Origin of the sequence: Pontibacillus yanchengensis Y32, from assembly GCF_000770635.1 — a bacterium.
GTDB classification, from domain to species: Bacteria; Bacillota; Bacilli; order Bacillales; family BH030062; genus Pontibacillus; species Pontibacillus yanchengensis.
Genome location: NZ_AVBF01000061.1, coordinates 1 through 22,136, shown reverse-complemented (window position 1 = coordinate 22,136; position 22,136 = coordinate 1). Strand labels below are relative to the sequence as shown.

Here is a 22,136-nt window from a genome sequence, read left to right as displayed (position 1 = left end):
TCCGGATTATGCTTCTTATCTTGAATAAAACTAGTTAGATTAGTTGATTTCAAAATCAACACTAAACTTTAACATAGCCATTTTTTAGATGGAGATACAAAAGATAATGAATTTACCAAATAACCAAAAATTTGAAACAATTCCGCCATCTCGTTCGTATGAAAAGAGTAAGAGGTGATGCAAAATGGATATATTATTTATCATTTTCGCTGTTATCGTGATTGCTATTGGCATTGGTAAAAAAGCATCTAGTGGCCCAGCCTTCCATGACAATCAAAGAGATAATCATAGTGCTGGCACTGGTGGTTTCTTTGATGGTGATGGAGGTTTCGGAGATGGTGGTGGCGGCGGAGAATAAACCGCCTAATAGAGAAAGAGCTTGGAAATCCAAGCTCTTTCATACTTTATTATTTTTAAAGATCTATATTCTCTGTAGCAATTCAATGATTTCCTTATCTGGGCCTTTGTAAAATGCTGTGTACCAACCTTTTTCAAAAATGGAATAAGGACCTTCAACAGGTTGTAAAGATAGTGATGCTAGTTGTGTGATTGTGTTATCCAAATCAACTACTTCCCAGCAAAAATGAGCCGAACTAGCATAGTGATGTTCACTGTCTTCGATTAACTCAAGTAATAGATCACCATGCTTAAGGATAACAATTTGCTCCCCTTCAAACGCAAACGAATCATACTCCTGAAACTCAAACATATTCTCATAAAAGTGTTTAGAAGCAGCTAGGTCTTTCACATAAATCCCGCCGTGGTGCCACTTCATTTACCTTTTCTCTCAGAAAGGATCAAATTCATATCTCCAAATTCGTGCCATAGATAGCCTTTGTTTAGAGCTTCCTTATAAGCTTTTATGAGTTTCTTTTCTGGCATAAATGCCCTTAACATATGCAAGTGACTTGCTTCTGGTTCGTGAAATCCGGTTAGTAGTCCATCTACTGAAGTAACGCGGTGGTGTTGGTCGATGTAAAGCTTTGTTATCCCAGAGGAGGCTTTTACTTCTCCTTGTTCATGAACGGTTGATTCAAGTGCACGAACGACTGTAGTTCCCACAGCAATCACCCGTTTACCATTCTGTTTAGCCGTATTGATTAGCTTTGCCGTTTCTTCTGGAACAGCGAAAGCTTCAGGGTGATTGTTCGGATTTGGCCAACGATTTTTTTCATAGTAGCTTAATCCAGCGTGGAGTTGAATGGAAGCGATCCTGACTCCTTTTGCTTTTAGCTTGGAGAGTAATCCCCACGTAAATGCACGACCAGCAGAAGGCATTTCAACAGAACCAGGTATAGCACCATAAACGGTTTGATAGGTTTCTAAAGGCCATGGATGATGAATATATTCATACCGCACAGGTTCACCGTATCGATAAATATAATCAAGTAGTGTACTTCCACCTTCTGAAAAAGATAAGGTAACGAGTGGTGGCTCCGAACCAAGCCCAGAGATGGTAGCTTCTAGTCCTTCTGATAACTGAATGGGAACATTGGTTTGAATGAATGTTCCTAGTAGTAACGCCTCCCATTGATGTGTAGAAATTTTTCTAGACAGGCGAATTTCTACGTTTTGTTTTCCTTGGCTTCCTTTCAAAACGGGAGGGATGGTTCTGCTATTATTTACTACTAGAACATCTCCAGCTTCTAAAAATTTGTCAATCTCATCAAATCGGTTATGAGAAGCATTCTTTTCACCCTTTTGTAATACCATTAACCGAACATCGTCTCGTCTCAATCCTCTATGCTCAGGTGGTACTTCAGCATGGAGTGAGTCTGGAATGTGAAAGGAGGTAGCAAGTGTATTCATGATAGTTCACTTCCTTCTCTAGTGAAAGCTTGAGCTTCATACCGTTCTCCGTTCACGCCCATTGACTGTTCTGAAGCTAAATAGAGAAATACATCTACAACATCATCAGGGGATGCCAATGCATAATCACAGTCTGGAACGGCTATGTCGTGCATGCCTGTATTCATTTCCCCAGGGTCTACCATATTGATCCTAACTCCTGTATCTGCAAGTTCATCTGCCCAAATAGCTGTTAGACCTTCTACACCAAATTTAGAAATACTATAAGCTCCCCATTCAGCTAATCCAGTTTTCCCTACTTCGGAGGTCACATTTATAATCGAACCTTTTCCTTTTGCTAACATGCCAGGAAGTACTCGTTTCGTAACCAGAAATGGATTTGACGTGTTGACTCGAATGACTTCTTCAAATTGCTCAATTGGATAATCGGAAAGTAAGGTTGGTCCTGGGCCAAACGTGGATGCGTTATTAATCAGAACATCAATGGAGCCAAATGCATCTTCCACGACTGAAATGAAACGATCGACATCTTTTGGTTGTGTTACATCTGCTGAGCTCGCTACAACGGTAGCCCCCAACTCCTCAACTTGCTTTACTACCTCATCTAATTCTTCAATCCCTCGAGCGCATAACCCTAATGAGTATCCTTCTTTAGCAAAAGACAACGCTAAAGCCTTTCCTAGACCTTTTGATGCTCCTGTAATAACTGCTACATATTGTTTTTCCATGTGTAAAACTCCTTTTGAATTTTTTTGAACTACATTTAGTGTAGCGTTAGCTGTGAAAAAATGAATCGGTGGTTGGCATGAAAGAATTATCGAGAATTAGTCGTACCACCTTATCAGACTAATGGAGTAGAGTTAGGGGAGTGGGGGAGTTAGTAAAAGCAGTTAGACAAACTTTTACAAATGAAATATGATAGATAACAAATGATTAAAGTGCATGTGTTTTGTGATGGAGGAGCTAGAATGACAACAATCAATGATATAGCAAAAATGGCTAATGTTTCACGGACCACCGTGTCACGTGCTTTAAATAACAATGGATATGTAAGTGAAGACGTTCGTAAACGCATTATGAAAATTGTAGAAGAAACTGGTTATATGCCAAGTGTTTCAGCGCAGTCGCTACGTACAAAGCGTTCAGGTGTTATTGGAATTATACTTCCAAAAATAAGTACAGAAACATCAAGTAGAGTCGTAAAAGGGATTAATGAAGTTGTTTCCAAAGAAGGCTTTCAAATTTTACTAACAGATACGGAATTAAATCCTAAGAAAGAAGTAGAATATATTCGCTTACTACAAAGTCGTCAGGTTGATGGCATTATTTTGCTAGCAACAAATGTGAACAAAGAACTACTTAATGTCATCAACGATGTGAAAGTTCCTTTTATCTCATTAGGACAAGAGTTACCTAATGTAACCTCAGTCGTTTATGATGATTACCATGCAGCCTGTGATATGACCAATTTATTTATTCAACGAGGTCATGAGAAAATTGCGTTTATTGGTGTTGGTGAAGAAGACCCAGCTGTAGGCCATACGAGAAAACAAGCCTATCTGGATACACTGCAGAAAAATGGACTAACAGTAAAAGACGAATGGATTCATGAGGGTGGCGACTTTAGTATTGAATCTGGCTATGAGAGTATGAAACAAATCCTCAAGAAATCCCAAGGAAATCTTCCTACTGCGACATTTGCTGTTACAGATCGAATGGCAGTTGGTGCAATGGAATATTTAAAAGAACAAGGTTATAACATACCTGGGGATATGGCGATATCTGGAATTGGTGCAGCAGTCATGTCGGCCTATATTACACCTTCTTTAACAACTATAGACTACAACAACAAAGAGGCAGGGCGAATAACGGCTAGATTAATGTTGGATAAATTAAACAACAAAAATGTTTCTGAAAAATCTACGTTATCCTATAGACTCATTTCAAGAGATAGTGTATAGTGTGAATTAATAAATGAGTTATGTAATCGTTCACATAAAAAAACATTTATTTTTTTAGAAACAAGATAAAACCGCTTACATTTTTTATTTAATTGATGTGTAATCGATTCCTTATTATAAAGCAGATGCGAAATGGCAATTATAAACTATGTGTGTACACAATGTGTGAACGATTACATGAAACAATGATAGGGAGGAATAACAATGGCAAGTAATTCAGAAATTGCTAAGCAGGTCATTGACGCGATTGGTGGGGAAGAGAACATCCAATCGATTGCTCACTGTGCGACTCGTCTACGAATCATGGTTCATGACCATGAAAAAGTAGATGTAGAAGAAGTCGAGAAAATTGAAAAAGTCAAAGGTGCCTTTTATAACTCCGGTCAGTATCAGGTTATTTTTGGTACAGGCACTGTAAATCGTATCTATGAAGAAGTAACGAAGCTTGGTGTAGAAGGATCTTCAAAATCAGAGATGAAAGAAGAAGCAGCTAAACAAGGAAATGCCTTTCAGCGGGCAATTCGTACATTTGGTGATGTGTTCGTTCCGATTATTCCAGCTATCGTTGCAACCGGATTGTTCATGGGACTTCGCGGACTTATCTTACAAGAACAAATCTTAGCTTTATTTGGATTGACTCCAGATAGTGTACCTGAAAACTTTGTTCTATTTACGCAAGTATTAACAGATACAGCCTTTATCTTTTTACCTGCTCTAATCGCATGGTCCACCTTCAGGGTGTTTGGAGGGAATCCCGTCCTAGGTATAGTCCTCGGACTAATGCTCGTATCGCCGGCCTTACCCAACGCCTGGGACGTAGCAAGTGGAGATGCAGAACCCCTTAAGTTCTTTGGTTTTATACCGGTAGTAGGTTATCAAAGTTCCGTATTGCCAGCGTTCTTCATGGGTATCATTGGCGCTAAATTTGAAAAACGAGTCAGGAAATATGTACCTGAGTCACTTGATTTGATCGTAACACCGTTCCTAGTACTTCTTGTCATGATTGCGCTGGGTTTACTAGTTATTGGTCCAGTATTCCACCAGTTAGAGGAATACATTTTCGCAGGAACGAAATTCTTATTAGAACTTCCATTTGGACTTAGTGGTTTGATTATTGGTTTCTTCAACCAAATTATCGTTATTACGGGTGTGCACCACATCTTCAACTTCCTAGAGATTCAATTATTGAATAACTTAGGGTACAATCCGTTTAACCCAATTATCACAGCAGCAATCGCAGCACAAGGTGGTGCAGCACTAGCTGTAGGTGTGAAGACAAAATCTAAACAATTAAAAGCATTATCATTCCCATCTGCTGTATCTGCTTTCTTAGGGATTACAGAACCAGCAATTTTTGGTGTGACACTACGTTACTTCAGACCATTCGTAATGGGACTTATTGGTGGTGGTGCTGGTGGTTTCCTTGCATCCATCATTGGTTTGAAAGCTACTGGTATGGCTATCACCGTACTTCCAGGAACGCTTCTATATTTAAATGGTCAAATATTTGGATATCTTCTAGTTAACGTTGTCGGTATTGGAGTTGCCTTTGTATTGACGTACATGTTTGGCTTCTCAGATGATATGCTGAATGACAGTAAAAATAAGGAATAATAAGACATTTGAGGAAGGCCTTGGCTCACAGGGTCTTCTTTACTGTTTCACTTCTAGAGGATAATTTATATTGTAAAAGAGTTTGTCACTCTTCAGTGAAACTAATTTGAAATAGAGGGGTAGGATCAGGATGAATAGAGATGAAGAATTACGATATAAAGCCTATCAGGAAATAGAACAACATAAGGATCTTGTAGAAAGTGATCCTTATCGTCAACATTTTCATGTGATGCCCCCTGTAGGCCTTTTAAATGATCCCAATGGATTCATACAGTGGCAATGTACGTATCACTTGTTCTTTCAATGGTTGCCCTTTGATACAACGCATGGGGCTAAGTTCTGGGGTCACTATTCCTCGACTGATTTAGTAAATTGGAGTCTTGAACCAATCGCATTAGCTCCTAGCAGTTGGTACGATAAAAATGGTTGCTATTCAGGAAGTGCCATCAATCATGATGGGCAACTGAAGCTATTTTACACTGGCAATGTAAAAGATGAACACAATAATCGTGAAACTTACCAGTGTTTAGCGACATCTGAGGATGGAATTGAATTCTCAAAACAAGGTGTTGTGATTGAGCTTCCAGAAGGATATACAGCACATTTCCGTGACCCAAAGGTTTGGGAGCATGAAAGTTGTTGGTATATGGTGATTGGTGCTCAAACCACTGAAGAAAAGGGTTGTGTGGTGTTATTTCAATCCCATGACTTAGAGAATTGGGAATGTAAAGGACAAATTGCAGGACCAACTTATGGAGAAAATCTCGGCTACATGTGGGAATGCCCTGATATGTTTGTTTTAGGAGATAAAGATGTCTTTCTATTTTCGCCTCAAGGACTTGAAGCAGATGGTATTTTATATAATAATACACACCAATCGGGTTACATGGTAGGAGAGATGGATTACCATCACGCAAGATTTAATGGTTCATCATTTGTTGAGATTGATCGAGGCTTTGATTTCTATGCTCCTCAGACCACGCTAGATGATCATGGCAGACGAATCATGTTTGGCTGGATGTCCGTTCCGGGTGAACAAGAGGCTTATCATCCAACCATCAACTATAACTGGATTCATTGCATGACCGTACCTAGAGAGCTTCAATTATATAACGATAAGGTATATCAAACACCTGTAGAAGAGCTGAAACAATTAAGAGAAGAACCAACTACTATCGCTAACATTCAACTTTCTGATCAACAATACGTATGGCCTTCTCAAGTTGATTGGTCTTCTGAGGTAGAAATCAATTTAAATCATTCAGAGGAAATGACATCATTTGAGCTTGAGTTGTTTGATTGTATTATACTTTCTTACAACCAGAATAGTCGTGAGTTTAGCTTATATCGAAACAGTTTAATAACTGAAGAAAAAGAATTTCGAAGCTGTCATTTACCTTCAGGGCTACAAAATATGCGAATGTTTATAGATGCTTCTTCCATTGAAGTGTTTGTTAACAATGGAGAAGAAGTATTCTCCGCCCGAATGTTCCCTTCCCAAACGAACCAAGATATGGTTATCAAAAGTGAAGGTACAGTCAATGTCGATATCACTACTTGGACGTTAAAAAAGGAATAGTATTTATGAAATCCTGGCTTTTCTTTGTAGAAGAGCTGGGATTTTTTTAAACTAATATACTCCATAATAGCCCCATTATCTTGAAAACTTGGGTTCGAGATAAGTCTGGGTATGAACGAGAATATGGCCAGGTTAGAATGGATCGTTTTCTGAAAGATGGATATCCTTAAGCGAGGAATGGTTTAGGACATAAAGTGTTGCTATGCTAAGGGACATACAGTCTCTTATTCTTGGATTGGAAGGCTATTTTGCATTCGTAACGGACATCGAGTACGCTATTTAGCCTAAATCACCTTAATGTAGTGCGTTTTTTCACAAATAAGATACTATATGTCCGTTACCCTCTCCAAAAGATGGTTTTCACACGAAATAAGAGATCATATGTCCGTCAAAAAGTTGTCCTACAATTGCCTAACCCTACTTGGGTATCGGACCCACTCCTGACCCAATAAATATCTCGGATCCAAGTGTTCCACATAATGCATCCTATACTGAACACCAACCTACACAAAATAAAAATCAGAAAATTAAGTAAATAAATGGGTGACAAGTTCTTTTTTGTTGGCATAGACTATAAGGATATAGTAAGCTCACATTTATAGGCTATCTGTACGTCTTTAGTAAGATACATTACAGATATGATCCCAAAACAAGCCTTATAATGTATAGTACCGACGATTAAAGATGGCAGAGCGAATCTTTAATAGAGGAGGTTATTTGCATGACCGAAAGAATTGATATCACAGATAAGGTTTGTGGAAAGATTTGTGATGATGGGATTGAATTGTTTTTTTATTCCGATAAGATTGGCGAGGTTATGTACTCCGATATGAATAATGAATATGTATTATTCGCAGGGTATATTAGAGAAAATAGTCGCATCTATAAAATAGAACCGAAACGGGAACCTGTTACGCAATTTGTGGAAGATTGTGATCTTGGCTGGTGTTAAAAAATGAGAATGGATTGTGTTTTATAGCAGTCCATTCTTTTATTTTTATAAGTAAGGAAAGTATAAATTTCTGGTGCTCTGAGCTTTTGTTCATTTAAAAACATAGCATATATACATAATAAGGAGAATGTTTCAATGAATACACTACACCATGGATTTTGGACGTATATAGCTATGAGAAAACGTAAAGATGTTGTAAAGTATGCGATTATCGGAAGTTTGGTGCCTGATCTTGTTTATTATATTATGTTCTTTTACATTCTGTTCTTTGGTGATATTTTTACATCTCAACCTATTGAAGAGATTGGTTGGAGTGGTGTCCTACATGATATGGCTCATGCACTATTTGCTCACCCAGTTGTAGAGGTACTTAGGCAAGCTGGACATTCTTTTGCTGTGTGGTTGTTTTTTTATATAATCGTGGTATTTTTCAAAGGGTGGAAATTGAACAAGTGGACAGGCTTTCTTTATGGTTGGTTAGGTCATATAATCATAGATTTACTAACTCATGTCGAAGATGCTGTGCCCATTTTTTATCCATTCAGTATGAAGGTGATACGAGGGCCAATTTCTTACTGGGATGATGATCACTACGGAGACATATTCTCTCTCTTAAACGGAATTCTTATGGCTACTGCCATACTTTGGATTCTTATAAAAAAAGTGAACGCTAATAGAAAAAAGCGTTCACTCTAATGCGGTATTGGATTTGTGTCTTCCTTGTGCTCCAAGTCGTTCGATAAATTCAGTTATATCATAGAAGAATTGAATAATTGGTCCTAAGAATAGTGCGGTAATTAAAGTTCCGATACCTACGACATCCCAGCCACCAAGTAGGAATCCGATAAGGGCTAAACCAGCTTCAAACAAAATTCGTACGAAACGTTTGGAGCTGTTTGTTTTTTCGTTTACAACCATCATAAAGTGGTCTACAGGTATGTGTGGGAATGGCGAGCGTAAATACATACCGATTCCTAGTCCCAAAAAAATGACCCCGATACCGAATATACCCCATTGAGCCCACCATACTTCAAATTTCGATTCACCAAGTATCTGATAAAGCCACACGTTTAACGTTAGACCTCTTAATAAACTAGGAATGATGGATTCAAACTTGGGACGCTGTCCTGCAATTTTTGCATTGATAAGCACTAACGCTACAAAACCTGCAATTAAGAAGTAACCTACCTTAATATTGGTTCTCTCTGCTAGTCCGAATGCCACCGTATCTCCAGGCGCTACCCCCACTCCAGATTTGAAAAGAAGAGCCAAACCTAAACTCGATATAATGATACCGAATAGATAAAGAACAAACTGAATTTTTTTATTTCGATTACCTAAATAATGATTATACATTTGCGAGATGTTACTCATACGATTTCTCCTTTTTACTAAAACCTACTTTTAAACAAGAATCATTTAGGGTATAGAAATTAGTATATTGGATAGTAGGGAATAGGCCTACACTAAAGAATAATGAAAAATGATTAAAAAGAAAACCATTTTGCAACACTGAATCATATTATAACCAATATTGATTGGGATTAGATAGGGTGTAAAGCAAATTGTTGAAAAAAGAGGGAACATTACTACAAGAATCGAATTAGAATTGTAGTATAGAAAGATAGGGGACATCAATAAATACAAGAAAGTGGGGGATGAATGAATGCTTCCTCGTAACCTTGAATTAATGGAAAAGGCTAAAGCATTTGTTGAAGAGAATCTTACCTTTTGTACGTATGTATGTTTAATCGGTTCTGTAGCAAGGGAAGAAGCCGATGAATTTAGTGATATTGATTTGATTTGTTTTACTGGCCGTGAACAATACTTAGGTGAACAGGATATCTCTTATAATGGGGAGATTGTTCAATTACAAGTAAAATCTATTTTGGAGTTTCCGAATAAAGAACTTTTCTCCTATAATCCATGGCATTTCCGTTACTTAAATGAATCGGTTATTTTGAAAGATACAAATGCTGAATTAAGTAAGTTGCAAGGGTGGGCTCAATCCTATTTCTCATCCATTCAAGGGCAGCGTGATGTGATTCAAGATGTAGAGAGGATTGTACAAGGTAGAAAAGAGTATGCTATTGATCAGCTCAGAGGAGAAAATTACTTTGCTGCTACTCATGCTGCTATGGGGGCATGGGCTGAAGCCGCTTTAATGTACCAATTCTTGCATAATGATAGAGTTGCTATTGATAGTATGATTCCTAATATTATGGAACTTCCACTATTTGATGAACTACTAGACTCTGTACCAATTAAACCAATCGAACAAGTAGATGTTTCTGAAGTATCTCAAACCATGACTCGCTTGCGTCTTTATTTACGGGATGTTGGTTTCTCTCACTTGCCAGGACTTTCTGACTTGCAAGATGAAATAGGTAAACATAAAGAACAGCGATTATTACAAGAAGGCGAATTGTTCAATTTATTATGGCAGTCTTATAGTGAGGCATTTTTACTTCTGTTGAAAACTTCTCAAGATGAAGAATTCCACACATATTATGCTAAGCTTCCAGAAGAATTAAAAGAAAGATTGGAAACTATTGGGTTCATAGCTTTGCCGAAGTCCAAGGTTGAAAGCTTACTTAATATTAGTGATAAATTACTAGATCTTTCTAAACATGAATTAGCTAGCGAACAGAAATCATAACGTAACTATATTTAATGATATTGCTTAACAGCATACAAGAAAAATCCTGACACATTCTAATAAGTCAGGATTTTTAATTTTAGAAGTAAAGAAAGTATAAGTTTCTGGCGCTTACGTGTCTAGCTCCAGCGCCCAGCGACTAGCAAACTTCCTGCACCTCCTTACGATAAGTCAACATCGGATCGCTTGCGCTCTCCGTGTTTCCTTTATCTCTGGAATCGGGGGAAGTTCGATTAAAATCGCTGCGTCACGCAGCAACATCGAACCAACCCACGTGCTGTTTCAAAAGCCTCTTTTAACTATAAGGATTCTGTTTGAAACTGAAAAACGATGGGAAAAGAAACACGCAAGCAAATCTCTCAAATCCGGAAAAAAGGAGAAACAATATGAGGCCATCAATCCAACTACTAATGCTTTTACTCTTAGGGTCCGCCTTCATAGGAATCATTTTAATCCCAGTAAGTATTATGATTCAATTCCTATTCATTGCTATCTATTTCATATTGGTTGTAGTCATTTCTTTTTCCATTATTCTTGAGAGAAGGTCATCAACCGATACAATGCTTTGGATATTCTTGATTTGTTTCATCCCAATTATTGGGTACTTCTTTTACATATATTCTGGTCAACTTTCCAGGCAAGGTCTTTTGTTTCAAAACAAAAGAAAGAAGGCAAATCAAGTATTCCAGGAGCAAGAACCAGAGGATCATGGTTCTCTCCCATTAAAACCACAGCAAAAAAGAGTCTACAATATTATTCAATCTTACGCTGAAACCCCCTTACGAACTGAAAATCAAGTGAACATTTTGACGAACGGATATGAAGCTTTCCCAAAGATTATGGAGAAATTGAAACAGGCTAAGTCTTTTATCCATATGGAATATTACTTGTTTAATTCAGATGAAACTGGCGAAGATATTATGACGATTCTAATGAATAAAGCCAAAGAAGGGGTGAAAGTGAGGCTTTTATACGATTCAGCAGGAAGTATAAAGTTAAAGAAACGAGATATAAAAAAAATGAGACAAGCTGGTGTAGAAGTTCATGAGTTTTTACCAATTGCCTCAGGGCTGTTGACCCAGACCTTTAATTTTCGTAACCATAGAAAAATTATTGTAATCGATAATGACATGGCTTTTGTTGGTGGAATGAACATAGGGGATGAGTATCGAGGGATATCTCAAGATCATCCGGACTGGCGAGATACACATACGATTGTTCAAGGTATGGCTATTAAAGAGCTTCATCTTATTTTCTTAGTAGATTGGTGGTATATTGCCAATGAAAATCTAGTTGATGAATATAGTAACCACCCAGTGAATAATCCTGACGAGCCAAATACTATGTTGCAAGTAGTACCAAGTGGACCTCATAATGAACATCAAATTATGAGGGATGTCTACACTACTCTCGTCAATAGTGCCGAACATTCTGTAAAAATTGCCACTCCTTATTTTGTGCCATCAAGAGAAATCCATACCGCATTACGGATAGCTGCTCAAAGAGGGGTGGAAGTAACGCTTCTTATCCCAAAGATTTCTGATAGCTGGCTTGCCTATTATGCTGGGCACTCCTATTTTCCTGAATTACTAGAGGATGGTATTAACATTTATTTATATGAGAAAGATTTCATGCATCATAAAATTATGATTATAGATGATGAAACTGCTTCTGTTGGAACTGCTAATATGGACGTAAGAAGTTTTTATCTTAATTTTGAAGTGAACATTATTTTGTATGATGGACCCCCAGTACAAGATTTAATCCATAATTATAAATCAGATCTCAAAGAGTCAAAGAAAGTTATGATGGATTCATTTTCAAAACGAAAAAAATCTACTAAATTTAAAGAAGCTTTTGCGAGACTCTTTTCACCTCTTCTCTAATATATTTACTGTGAAAAAAACGAGCACATACATTTATGTGCTCGTTTGGTATGTAACTAAGCTCGTTTTGGTTGAACAAGGAACGTTAATACTAGGAAAAGGGCGAAGCTGAGTAACAATAAAGAACCTCCACCAATATAGAAGATAAATGTGAATCCTTCTGATACCTCAAACGGTTTTACCATGTATAACCACATACCACTAGTTAGTCCAGTTGTTCCTAGAATACCTGTTATAGCATGAGTGTACGCTAATTTTGTAAAACGAGTCTCAAATAACTGGTAAAACGCAGACCAAGCAAACAACGATAACCAACCAACCACTAATACGTGAGCATGGATAGGTCTAAGTGCATAAGCTTCGCCTTGTGAGCCGGCCATATGTGCGCCCATAAATGCTCCAATCATACCAAAAATTCCAGCAAACCGAAGCAATAATAAACTGATAGACTTCATTTCGTTTCCTCCATCATCATTCAAGTTTTCCTTCTTACTTTAACACACCTCATAGTTTGAAAGAATAGAAAGATGTGTTTCGGATTTGAGAACCCGCTAATAAATTTACAGTAATTTCACGAATAATTTACAAATTAACGTAAAATGTGTATTGTTTTTACAATTAATTTGCAAATTTTGTGATAATATTTATATAGGACATACTAATTTATTTGGATGGGGTAGGTGGAAATATGGAAACGAAACTATTAAGAGTGACGGCTAATCTAGCATTATCTGGTGTGCTTGCTGTTTCTGCACTAGCGCTACCAACAAAAGTTGCTGAAGCTGCAGGGGATGAAAAAGAGACGGTGTCGGCACAACTATTACTAGTCAATGACTTGCATGGGAAGATTGATCACCAGGATGCTTTTGCTGATTATGATGGTGATGGAGAGAATGATCCAGCTGGTGGTGTACAATATCTAGCTACTTACTTGGAGCAACGTGAACAAGAGAACCCTGATAGTTTACTAGTACATAGCGGGGATATGGTAGGGGGAAGCCCAATTGTTTCTTCATATTTTCAGGATGAGCCAACAGTTGAAATTATGGAAGAGATGGGTTTTGATGTAGGAACACTAGGAAATCATGAATTTGACGAAGGTGTGGAAGAAATGCTTCGCATGATTAATGGGGGAGAGCACCCTGATGGAACACCTAATTATGATGGTATTGATTTCCCTATGGTAGCAGCCAATGTTCAATATAAGGACTCAAAAGAGCTTGTTATTGATCCTTATACAGTAGAGGAAGTTGCTGGTGAAAAAATAGGGTTCATTGGTGTAGTTACTACAGAAACACCTAATATGATCATTAGCGAAGGAAATGAAAATGTAGAATTTACTGATGAGGCAACGGCTATTAACAAGTATGTACCAGAATTGAAGGAGCAAGGAGTAGAGGCAATTGTTGTTTTGGCTCATAATCCTGCTGACCAAAATGAAGATAAGATTTCTGGAGATGCTGCAAACATTGCCAAAGAAGTAGACGATGAAGTAGACATTATTATGGCTGGGCATAACCACACGTACAATAATGGTATGGTCGATGGCAAGCTTATTGTACAAGCCTACTCTTATGGAACTGCCTTCGCTGATGTAGACATTGAGATTGATCCGGAAACGGGAGATATTGTAAATAAAAAAGCCGAAGTAGTAACATCATTCCAGGAAAAAGTGGAGCCTGATGCAGAAGTGGCTGCTATCTTGAATAAGTATGAAGAGAAAGTAGCACCCATTAAACAAGAAGTCATTGGTGCAACGGCATTTGAACTTGAAGGTGGATATGCTGAAGCTGGAGAAATCGGTGATAATGCATTAGGGAATTTAATAGCAGACGGTATGAAAGCTGAAATGGATGCTGACTTTGCCCTTATGAATGGTGGCGGCATCCGAGATAGTCTTCCAAAAGGAGAAGTGACTTGGGGAGATTTATTCGATGTACAACCATTTGGTAATGTGCTAAACAAAGTAGATGTGACTGGGTCTGATCTAGAAAAAATACTAAATGCTCAAATCAGTGAACAATACGGTCCAGATGTAAGTGTAGCCGGTTTTCATTACACGTGGAACGAAGAAACGAACGAAGTGGTGGAGATCACTCTTCCAGATGGAGAACCAATTGATGATGATAAAACCTATTCTGTTGTTGTGAATAACTATATGTACGGAAATGAAGAATATCGAATTGCAGAACTTGGTGATAACAAAGAAGTAGGTCCTAACGATTTACAAGCCACAATAAAGTATGTCGAATCACTTGATCAACCAATTGAATATGAAGCAGAAGGGAGAATTTCTTCTGTTCAACCTTCAACTGGTTTTAGTGATGTGTCTGAACAAGATTGGGCATATGAAATGATACAAGACCTGGAAAACGATGGAGTGTTCAAAGGTGTCTTTGAAGAACAATTCAAACAGGATGAACAATTAACACGTGGTGAGTTTGTAAGGATGCTAGTACGAGTTTTAGATCTTCAATCAACTAAAGATACGTTAGAAGACCCTTTTGAGGATGTAGAAGATCCTGCTTTCGCACTAGCGTATGAGCATGGTGTAACAAAAGGTGTTAAAGAAGGAATCTTTGCACCAGATCAGAAGCTTAACCGAGTACAAATGGCTGTTCTATTAATGCGTGGATTCGAAGCTGTATCTAATGAAGAAGTGAATGTTTCTGAGGAAGACACGTTTAAAGATGGCGGTTCATTTGTATGGGCACATGAAGAAGTGCTGAAGGGTCATGCACTCGGTTTATACAACGGCTACAGCAATGGTCTGTTTGCACCTAAGGATATTGCCAAGCGGGACCAAGGGGCTGCGGTTCTGTATCGATTAAAGAATATACTAGAATAGATTATCCTAAGTAATCCTGCCACTTTTAAAATGTGGCAGGATTTTTTGTCGTATATGAAATAATAAAATTCATAGCTTGTGTATAACTAAAATATTGATGTGGCCACGTTCAGTTGAATCACGCATGTTTTCGTGTTTCCATATCTCCTACGGTTGTAGATGAAGTTCGATTAAAATCGCTGCATGGTGGTGTAGCAACATCAAACCAACCCACATCTTATGGGGCGCAGTTTGTACGTCGCTGCTCGGGTGCTGGCGCTTTTGTCGCAAGGCTTATGTTAATGTAATTACTCTTCTATAGACTCACTGATGAAAAGCTCATCTACTGTAGTTCCTAATACACAGGCTATGTCAAAAGCTAATTGTAAAGTAGGATCATATTTATCATTCTCAATCGCATTTATCGTTTGTCTAGATACCTTACAACGTTTAGCCAGTTCAGCCTGGGATAATTTAGCTGTACTTCTAAATTTCTTAATGTGGTTTTTCATTTAATCACCATATTTTTTTCTGTAACTTAATAATGTAATTAGATATATAATTGAAATTACTGTTAGGAACATTAAAGGGGAAATACCACTGCCATGCTCAGGAGGGTTCCCCTGAATAGTAAGATAAACGGACTGTACAACATTTAGGGGTAGCATACCTACAACTATGGTAAAAGCATATGATTGAGCTTTCGTGTTGATAAACTTCCTTCTTTCATCACCCTTTTGAGAATATGTTGCACCAATAATTAAAATTCCACAAACCAACAAAATGACTGAATACACGATTTTCACCCAATCCATTTTTATCTCCTCCATATTAAAAATGTAAAAAGTATTTGACATTTTTATTGTAGCACTATCCTTAATAATGTCAAATACTTTTTACATTGTAAGGTATTTCTATAAATTTATTGCTAAAGACCATTATCTTTTAGAAATAGTCATCTTCAAAAAACAAAAGAATCATTTGAGTAAAAGCAGGGATTTTTACATTGTAACCGAATTCGATATGGGTGAAGATTTTTAGCATAGGAGGAGAAGAAAATGTGGCTTCGCATAATAGGAGCTATTGCTTTTACAGCTACCTTTGGGATAATTGGTTATTTTATCGTAGTTATTTCATTAATCCTATCCAGCCAAAATGGATATGTATATATTGGAATTCTAGTAGGAGCTACGATTATTGTAATAAACTTAATTATTTTAGGAGTTCTTCAGCGTTTATCTACCAAACTAGCCTATTTCATTCCTATTTTACTATACATTATTCCGTTAGCAGGATATGGTGGGTATGAATCGTATATGAATAGTATTGAGATTGAGAATGCAGAAGTAGATTTAACGCAGTATGAGCCATATAAGAGTGATACAAAAATTGCTCGTTTAGAAGAGAGTTCCAATCTTCAATTAGAAGAACCTTTACCTACGCTAGATGGAGCTACGGCATTATACCCTGTATATTCAGCCTTTACACGGGCCGTTTATCCAGAAGGTGCCTATCCTCATGATAATCCTATGGAAAGCGAAGTCATCGTCTCCAAAACAAATGATGCTTATGATAAGCTTGCTAGTCAAGATGTTGATATGATTTTTGCTGCAGGACCTTCTAGTATCCAGAAGGACAGACTCGGGGAGGAAAAAGTATTAACACCTATAGGAAAAGAAGGGTTTGTTTTTTTCGTACATACTAGTAATCCAGTGGAAAGCTTAACTATAGAAGAACTTCAGGGTATTTATTCTGGTGAAATAACCGATTGGAAAGAGGTTGGAGGAAGGGATCAAGAGATCATTGCGTTTCAAAGACCTGAGGGGAGCGGCAGCCAAACGGGTCTTCAAAATATGATGGGAGATGTACCTATAATGGACCCGCCTACAGACCAAAGGGTGACTGGTATGGGAGGGGTCATTAAAAAGGCTTCTAATTACCGTAATCATCGTAATGCTATTGGTTTTTCCTACCGTTATTTTGCAACACAAATGGTAAAGAAACATGGAATTAAGTTGGTGAACGTGAATGATGTAGCACCTGACGTAGAATCTATTCAAAGTGGGGCTTATCCGCTAATAGGAGAATTCTATGCCATTACAAACGGAACAGATAACCCGCAGATTGAAGCGTTTAAGAAGTGGATTTTATCAGAGCAAGGGCAATCCTTGATAGAAAAAACTGGGTATGTACCTATTGGGAAATAGGGAATCCATTTACAAGAGTATTGGTTTTTAAAAAGCTCTTTACTAAATAAAAGGCCGAATAAATGTTCATTTATTCGGCCTTTTTAAACTTCTATTCTTTTTGTTGTTTTTCCTCTTTAGGTGTGCTTTCCAGTTGTTCTTCTTCATCTTTGAAACGAAGTAAATCACCATAGACAACTTTGTCAGAAAGATTTAGTTCTGTTTGTGCTTTATTTTGGATTTCTTCACACTTAGAGTTATCAACTTCCCATTGTGTTGCTTTGTCATAGCAAACATCGTCTTCTCCTGCATATAGATACTCTTCGGAGATGGCGCTACCATCACGTAGGATAGCTATATTTTCACGGTTTTCTGCTAATAGATCAGTACCAAATTGTATATCATCTTCTGTTTCTTTGCCTAGAAGATGTAAGATTGTAGGTTTTAGATCGATTTGGCTTCCAATCGTGTCCATTTTCTTACCTTCTAAACCAGGTGAGTGAATAATCAATGGAACGCGTTGTAGTTGAGTATGCTCAAATGGACGAATTTCTTCATTCATTATCTCGCTCATTGCTCTGTTATGGTTTTCTGAAATACCGTAGTGGTCACCATAAAAGACGAAGACCGTATCTTTATATTCGCCCGCATCCTTCATGCTCTGGAAGAACTTCTTAAGCGATTCATCCATGTAACGAGCTGTTTGGAAGTATCGATCAACGGTACCATCCCCAGTGTTTGTCTGTTCAATCATTTTGTCTGCTTCTTTATTTAATGTAAACGGATAGTGGTGAGTTAGTGTAATGAATCTTGTATAGTATGGCTCTTCTAAACTTTTCACTTTTGGAATAGATTGCTCAAAGAATGGAATATCTTTAAGTCCATAGTTAACAGAAATATCTTCTGTTACATCATACTGTGCCTTAGAAAAGAATGTGTCATACCCTAAAGTTTCATACATAACATCACGGTTCCAGAAACTATCATTATTTCCATGGAATACGGCTGAACTGTAGCCTTCTTTTTCAAGGATTTCTGGAGTTGCATTTAATTCGTTACCAGAATTGGTTGTAAATACCGCCCCTCTTGGTAGACCATATAGAGAGTTATCAATAATAAACTCTGAGTCAGATGTTTTGCCTTGTCCGGTGTTGTGATAGAAGTTACTAAAGTATAGAGAGTTTTTATCTTCAATTAAATCATTTAAAAATGGTGTAACTTCTTCCCCATTCACTCTGTAGTTAATTACAAAGTTTTGTAAGGATTCCATTGAAATCATTACAACGTTTTTTCCTTCTGCTTCACCGAAGTATTTACCAGGATCACCTTTTTGAGTGTGTAGATAATTTCGAACTTCGGATAATTCACTGCTTTCTGCAAATACTCTGTGCTTTTGAGTGTTTGCAGTCATCACGGTGTCATAAAGGTGGAAGTTATATACTCCCATTAATTTAACAAACATTGCACGATCAAAGGTTCTTGTTAGTAGTTGCGGGCGTTCACTTTCTGCCATTCCAAGGTTAACAGCCAAAGCCATAATAGCAGCAGCAAAGATTAAACCAATGGAACGTTTGCGGATGGATAATGTTAATTCAGTACGTTTCACAATAGCCCATACCAACAATACGATAAAGTCTGCCCATAATAGTATGTCCATAGCACCCATTAATTCTGACGCACTACCACCTAACTGACCAAAGTTCTTATATTGCATAAGTACTGGGATAGTGATGAAGTCGTTGAAAAATCGGAAATAGACGACGTTAGCGAATAATACGAACGACATAATAAAGTACAATGTCATGAAGGCTTTCATGCGCTTCTTCTTAGAAAATAGGAAACTTAAGGCTAAGAAGAATAATATCGATCCCAATGGTGTAATGAATAAGATGATTTCTTGGAAAGTATTTTCTATATTTAATGAAAATGAGAATTTAAAAGCTAAGTAGGATTTTGCCCATAGTAGAATCGTAGCTACTATAAAGAAAAATAGCCCATTTTGGAACAACTTCTTTAATTTAGTATTCATTTTGTCCTCCTCTAGATGGAACTTATCGTTCATATGGTTTTCAGTTTTATTAACAATTTCTTAATGAATTATTTACCTAACATTTACTTCCCTTATAGAAAACTTAACAAACATATTATTTGAAAACAGTTTTTAAGTCTGATTGGAAAATCTATAAAACTAATTAAAAAGTCTTACTTGAGCGGATTTTTCAGTTTTTTATAGATTGACTGGCTAAGATATAGTTCTATATGAATATCTTAACGGATTTAAAATATTAAGAGAATGTAAATGTTATTCAAAGATTTATTATATAAGATGTGCATACATTTAATCAACAATAAAAGTGAATATATTACAGAAGATGGTACTTTAGATGGGGGGGAGTAAATTTTATGTGTGTTGCGTGACTAATTTCTTCATTAATTAGTTTGGTATTTTTATAGGAGTTTATGATGTTTAGGAATTGGGTCTGGATAACAATATAAAGAGGAAGATACTAAGGGGGGGAACTACACACTAGCTCGTAGTAATGCACACCTATTCTTTTTCAATTGTTCGCTACTGAATCGTAGAATTGATAGACAAAAGTAGATAATGAGTTGGTGGGGATGTTAAGAAACATAGAAGTAAGTGTTCGTTATATGTGTCACTAGAATTTAGGTGGGTGTAATGTATAGTAGTATCATAGGAATGGTGGGACTAGATATTGTGGAATTTTTTTACATAAAGTTTAAGAGTTTAAAGTTGATTCCATTTTCCAGTTGATTTATAATGAATACAAATTCCCTTTTGATAATAATTATAAAAAAACAATAAGTTTAAGTTTTAGAAAATGATAAAGAGGGGATAGATTGATAGTAAATTAAAAAAGGAGTGGTTACATAGTGAGTGATAATAGAAAAAGTCTAACGAATGAAGCCGGAATTCCTGTTGGTGATAATCAGAATTCAATGACAGCTGGGTATCGTGGTCCAACGTTGATTCAGGACGTTCATTTGTTAGAGAAACTTGCGCACTTTAACCGCGAACGTATTCCCGAGCGTGTTGTACACGCAAACGGAGCGGGAGCATTTGGCTATTTTGAAGTAACAAATGATTTAACGAAATATACAAAGGCAGACTTTTTATCCGAAGTTGGAAAGCGTACAGAAATGTTGGCTCGTTTTTCAACAGTTGGTGGAGAAAAGGGTTCTGCTGATACAGCAAGAGACCCACGTGGTTTTGCACTAAAGTTTTATACTGATGAAGGAAACTATGATCTTGTAGGGAACAACACACCTGTTTTCTTCATTCGTGATGCAATTAAATTCCCTGACTTTATCCGAACTCAAAAACGTGATCCACAAACAAACCTAAAAGACCCTAATATGGCTTGGGATTTCTGGTCTCTTTCTCCTGAATCCTTACACCAAGTTACGATTCTTTATTCCGATCGTGGTGTACCTGCAACGTATCGTCATATGCATGGGTATGGAAGTCATACCTTTAAATGGACGAATGCAGATGGAGAATCCGTATGGGTGAAATACCACATTCGTACAGATCAGGGCTATAAGACATTAGATGATGAAACGGCAACAAAAATTGCTGGTGAGAACCCTGATTACAAAACAGAAGACCTATTCAACTCTATTGAAGAAGGCAATCCACCAAGCTGGACAATGTATGTACAAATTATGCCACTAGAAGATGCGGAAACGTATAATATTGATCCGTTTGATGTAACAAAGGTTTGGCCACATGATGATTATCCACTTATTGAAGTAGGTAAAATGGTATTAAACCGCAATCCGAAAAACTACTTTGCAGAAATTGAACAGGCTTCCTTTAGCCCAGGTAATTTCGTGCCTGGAATAGATGTTTCACCAGATAAGATGCTTCAAGGACGTCTTTTTGCATATGCAGACGCACACCGTTATCGTTTAGGTGCTAACTATGAGATGCTTCCAGTTAACCGCCCTAAAGTTGACGTAAACAATTATCAGCGTGACGGATTCATGCGCTTTGATGACAATGGTGGCGGTTCTGTAAATTACGAACCAAATAGCTATGGTGGACCTGTTGAAGATCCGCAAGCTAGACAACAGCCTTATGAGGTATCTGGGCTAGCTGATAGTACGTCTTACGACCATTTTGATCATTATACGCAACCAGGAAATCTGTACCGTTTAATGAGCGAAGATGAGAAGCAACGACTCATTTCGAATATCTATGGTTCTATGAAAGACGTACGAGATGATGAAATCAAGCTAAGGCAGATCAAGCACTTCTATAAAGCTGATCCTGATTATGGCGAACGAGTAGCGAAAGCATTAGGTCTTCAGGTACCTGAAGAGGTTAAGTAGACAAGTGAATATGTAGTTTAGATAGTAGAGCCTATTTTGTTGTAGGCTCTACTTTTTTATTTATTGGCTCTATTAAAGTTTGGTGTTGAGTTTGGAATCAACTAATCTAAATAGCCTTATTCAAGATAAGAAGCATAATCTGGAAGACTTGGATTAGAGATAATTATTGGTTAAGGGGAGGGTCCGATGCTTAATGAGGGCTAGGGATGGGTGGGAAACGGGGAGACTTCCGCGGGAGTCTCCCCGTTTCCCACCCACCCCTGCTGAAATGTTACGATCGGACTCATCACTGCGTAGGAACTTTTTT

General features: G+C 37.4%; 19 protein-coding genes. 11 read left to right on the top strand and 8 right to left on the bottom strand.

Translation table 11 applies throughout. The features are described from left to right. Positions 1 to 184 precede the first annotated feature (184 nt). The gene (locus N782_RS21620) at positions 185 to 358 is read left to right on the top strand and encodes a hypothetical protein (protein WP_161783130.1); all 174 of its coding nucleotides are present in this window, start codon (positions 185 to 187) and stop codon (positions 356 to 358) included. 63 nt (positions 359 to 421) lie between these two features. On the opposite strand, the gene N782_RS16630 is transcribed toward N782_RS21620, so the two are convergent. Genes N782_RS16630 through N782_RS16620 form a run of 3 tightly spaced genes read right to left on the bottom strand, consistent with a single transcriptional unit; the run spans position 422 to position 2,537 of the window. Next, on the bottom strand, positions 422 to 775 hold the full coding sequence (locus N782_RS16630) for a VOC family protein (protein ID WP_036822828.1): 354 nt from the start codon (positions 773 to 775) through the stop codon (positions 422 to 424). After that, positions 772 to 1,809, bottom strand: a complete 1,038-nt coding sequence (locus N782_RS16625) for an S-adenosylmethionine:tRNA ribosyltransferase-isomerase (RefSeq protein WP_036822827.1) — start codon at positions 1,807 to 1,809, stop codon at positions 772 to 774. The genes N782_RS16630 and N782_RS16625 overlap by 4 nt, the downstream gene beginning before the upstream one ends. Beyond that, positions 1,806 to 2,537, bottom strand: a complete 732-nt coding sequence (locus N782_RS16620) for an SDR family NAD(P)-dependent oxidoreductase (protein WP_036822824.1) — start codon at positions 2,535 to 2,537, stop codon at positions 1,806 to 1,808. The genes N782_RS16625 and N782_RS16620 overlap by 4 nt, the downstream gene beginning before the upstream one ends. A gap of 240 nt (positions 2,538 to 2,777) precedes the next feature. Between N782_RS16620 and N782_RS16615 the strand changes: the two genes are divergently transcribed. From N782_RS16615 to N782_RS20800, 5 genes are all read left to right on the top strand, one after another. Continuing rightward, complete coding sequence (locus N782_RS16615) at positions 2,778 to 3,770, top strand: LacI family DNA-binding transcriptional regulator (RefSeq protein ID WP_036822821.1); 993 nt, start codon at positions 2,778 to 2,780, stop codon at positions 3,768 to 3,770. Positions 3,771 to 3,974: 204 nt separating this feature from the next. Continuing rightward, positions 3,975 to 5,384, top strand: coding sequence for a sucrose-specific PTS transporter subunit IIBC (locus tag N782_RS16610; RefSeq protein WP_036822818.1), 1,410 nt, complete (start codon positions 3,975 to 3,977; stop codon positions 5,382 to 5,384). 130 nt (positions 5,385 to 5,514) lie between these two features. After that, a complete protein-coding gene (locus N782_RS16605) occupies positions 5,515 to 6,963 on the top strand; it encodes a glycoside hydrolase family 32 protein (protein WP_036822815.1) in 1,449 nt (482 codons plus the stop codon). A 721-nt stretch (positions 6,964 to 7,684) separates the two neighbouring features. Beyond that, positions 7,685 to 7,915, top strand: coding sequence for a DUF2553 family protein (locus tag N782_RS16600; RefSeq protein ID WP_036822813.1), 231 nt, complete (start codon positions 7,685 to 7,687; stop codon positions 7,913 to 7,915). A 135-nt stretch (positions 7,916 to 8,050) separates the two neighbouring features. Then, entirely contained in the window at positions 8,051 to 8,611 is a 561-nt protein-coding gene (locus N782_RS20800; RefSeq protein ID WP_052111399.1) for a DUF4184 family protein, read from the top strand. On the opposite strand, the gene N782_RS16590 is transcribed toward N782_RS20800, so the two are convergent. Continuing rightward, complete coding sequence (locus N782_RS16590) at positions 8,603 to 9,289, bottom strand: YczE/YyaS/YitT family protein (RefSeq protein ID WP_202595705.1); 687 nt, start codon at positions 9,287 to 9,289, stop codon at positions 8,603 to 8,605. The genes N782_RS20800 and N782_RS16590 overlap by 9 nt on opposite strands. A gap of 292 nt (positions 9,290 to 9,581) precedes the next feature. On the opposite strand from N782_RS16590, the gene N782_RS16585 reads away from it, so the two are divergent. Together N782_RS16585 and cls are read left to right on the top strand one after the other, a co-directional pair. Beyond that, on the top strand, positions 9,582 to 10,574 hold the full coding sequence (locus tag N782_RS16585; protein WP_036822811.1) for a nucleotidyltransferase domain-containing protein: 993 nt from the start codon (positions 9,582 to 9,584) through the stop codon (positions 10,572 to 10,574). A gap of 386 nt (positions 10,575 to 10,960) precedes the next feature. Then, positions 10,961 to 12,460, top strand: a complete 1,500-nt coding sequence (cls, locus tag N782_RS16580; RefSeq protein ID WP_036822808.1) for a cardiolipin synthase — start codon at positions 10,961 to 10,963, stop codon at positions 12,458 to 12,460. A 56-nt stretch (positions 12,461 to 12,516) separates the two neighbouring features. Here the strand turns inward: cls and N782_RS16575 are convergent, their stop codons facing one another. Further along, entirely contained in the window at positions 12,517 to 12,915 is a 399-nt protein-coding gene (locus N782_RS16575) for a hypothetical protein (protein ID WP_036822805.1), read from the bottom strand. Between the two features lie 233 nt (positions 12,916 to 13,148). On the opposite strand from N782_RS16575, the gene N782_RS16570 reads away from it, so the two are divergent. Continuing rightward, a complete protein-coding gene (locus N782_RS16570) occupies positions 13,149 to 15,308 on the top strand; it encodes a 5'-nucleotidase C-terminal domain-containing protein (protein WP_036822802.1) in 2,160 nt (719 codons plus the stop codon). Between the two features lie 287 nt (positions 15,309 to 15,595). On the opposite strand, the gene N782_RS16565 is transcribed toward N782_RS16570, so the two are convergent. Together N782_RS16565 and N782_RS16560 are read right to left on the bottom strand one after the other, a co-directional pair. Further along, on the bottom strand, positions 15,596 to 15,799 hold the full coding sequence (locus N782_RS16565; RefSeq protein WP_036822799.1) for a helix-turn-helix transcriptional regulator: 204 nt from the start codon (positions 15,797 to 15,799) through the stop codon (positions 15,596 to 15,598). After that, complete coding sequence (locus tag N782_RS16560) at positions 15,800 to 16,102, bottom strand: hypothetical protein (RefSeq protein ID WP_036822796.1); 303 nt, start codon at positions 16,100 to 16,102, stop codon at positions 15,800 to 15,802. It abuts the gene before it with no gap. A 243-nt stretch (positions 16,103 to 16,345) separates the two neighbouring features. Between N782_RS16560 and N782_RS16555 the strand changes: the two genes are divergently transcribed. Next, on the top strand, positions 16,346 to 17,494 hold the full coding sequence (locus N782_RS16555) for a PstS family phosphate ABC transporter substrate-binding protein (protein WP_036822793.1): 1,149 nt from the start codon (positions 16,346 to 16,348) through the stop codon (positions 17,492 to 17,494). 91 nt (positions 17,495 to 17,585) lie between these two features. Here N782_RS16555 and N782_RS16550 read toward each other — a convergent pair whose 3' ends face one another. Then, positions 17,586 to 19,502, bottom strand: coding sequence for an LTA synthase family protein (locus tag N782_RS16550; RefSeq protein WP_052111398.1), 1,917 nt, complete (start codon positions 19,500 to 19,502; stop codon positions 17,586 to 17,588). Positions 19,503 to 20,368: 866 nt separating this feature from the next. On the opposite strand from N782_RS16550, the gene N782_RS16545 reads away from it, so the two are divergent. After that, positions 20,369 to 21,829, top strand: coding sequence for a catalase (locus N782_RS16545; RefSeq protein ID WP_036822790.1), 1,461 nt, complete (start codon positions 20,369 to 20,371; stop codon positions 21,827 to 21,829). Positions 21,830 to 22,136 lie beyond the last annotated feature (307 nt).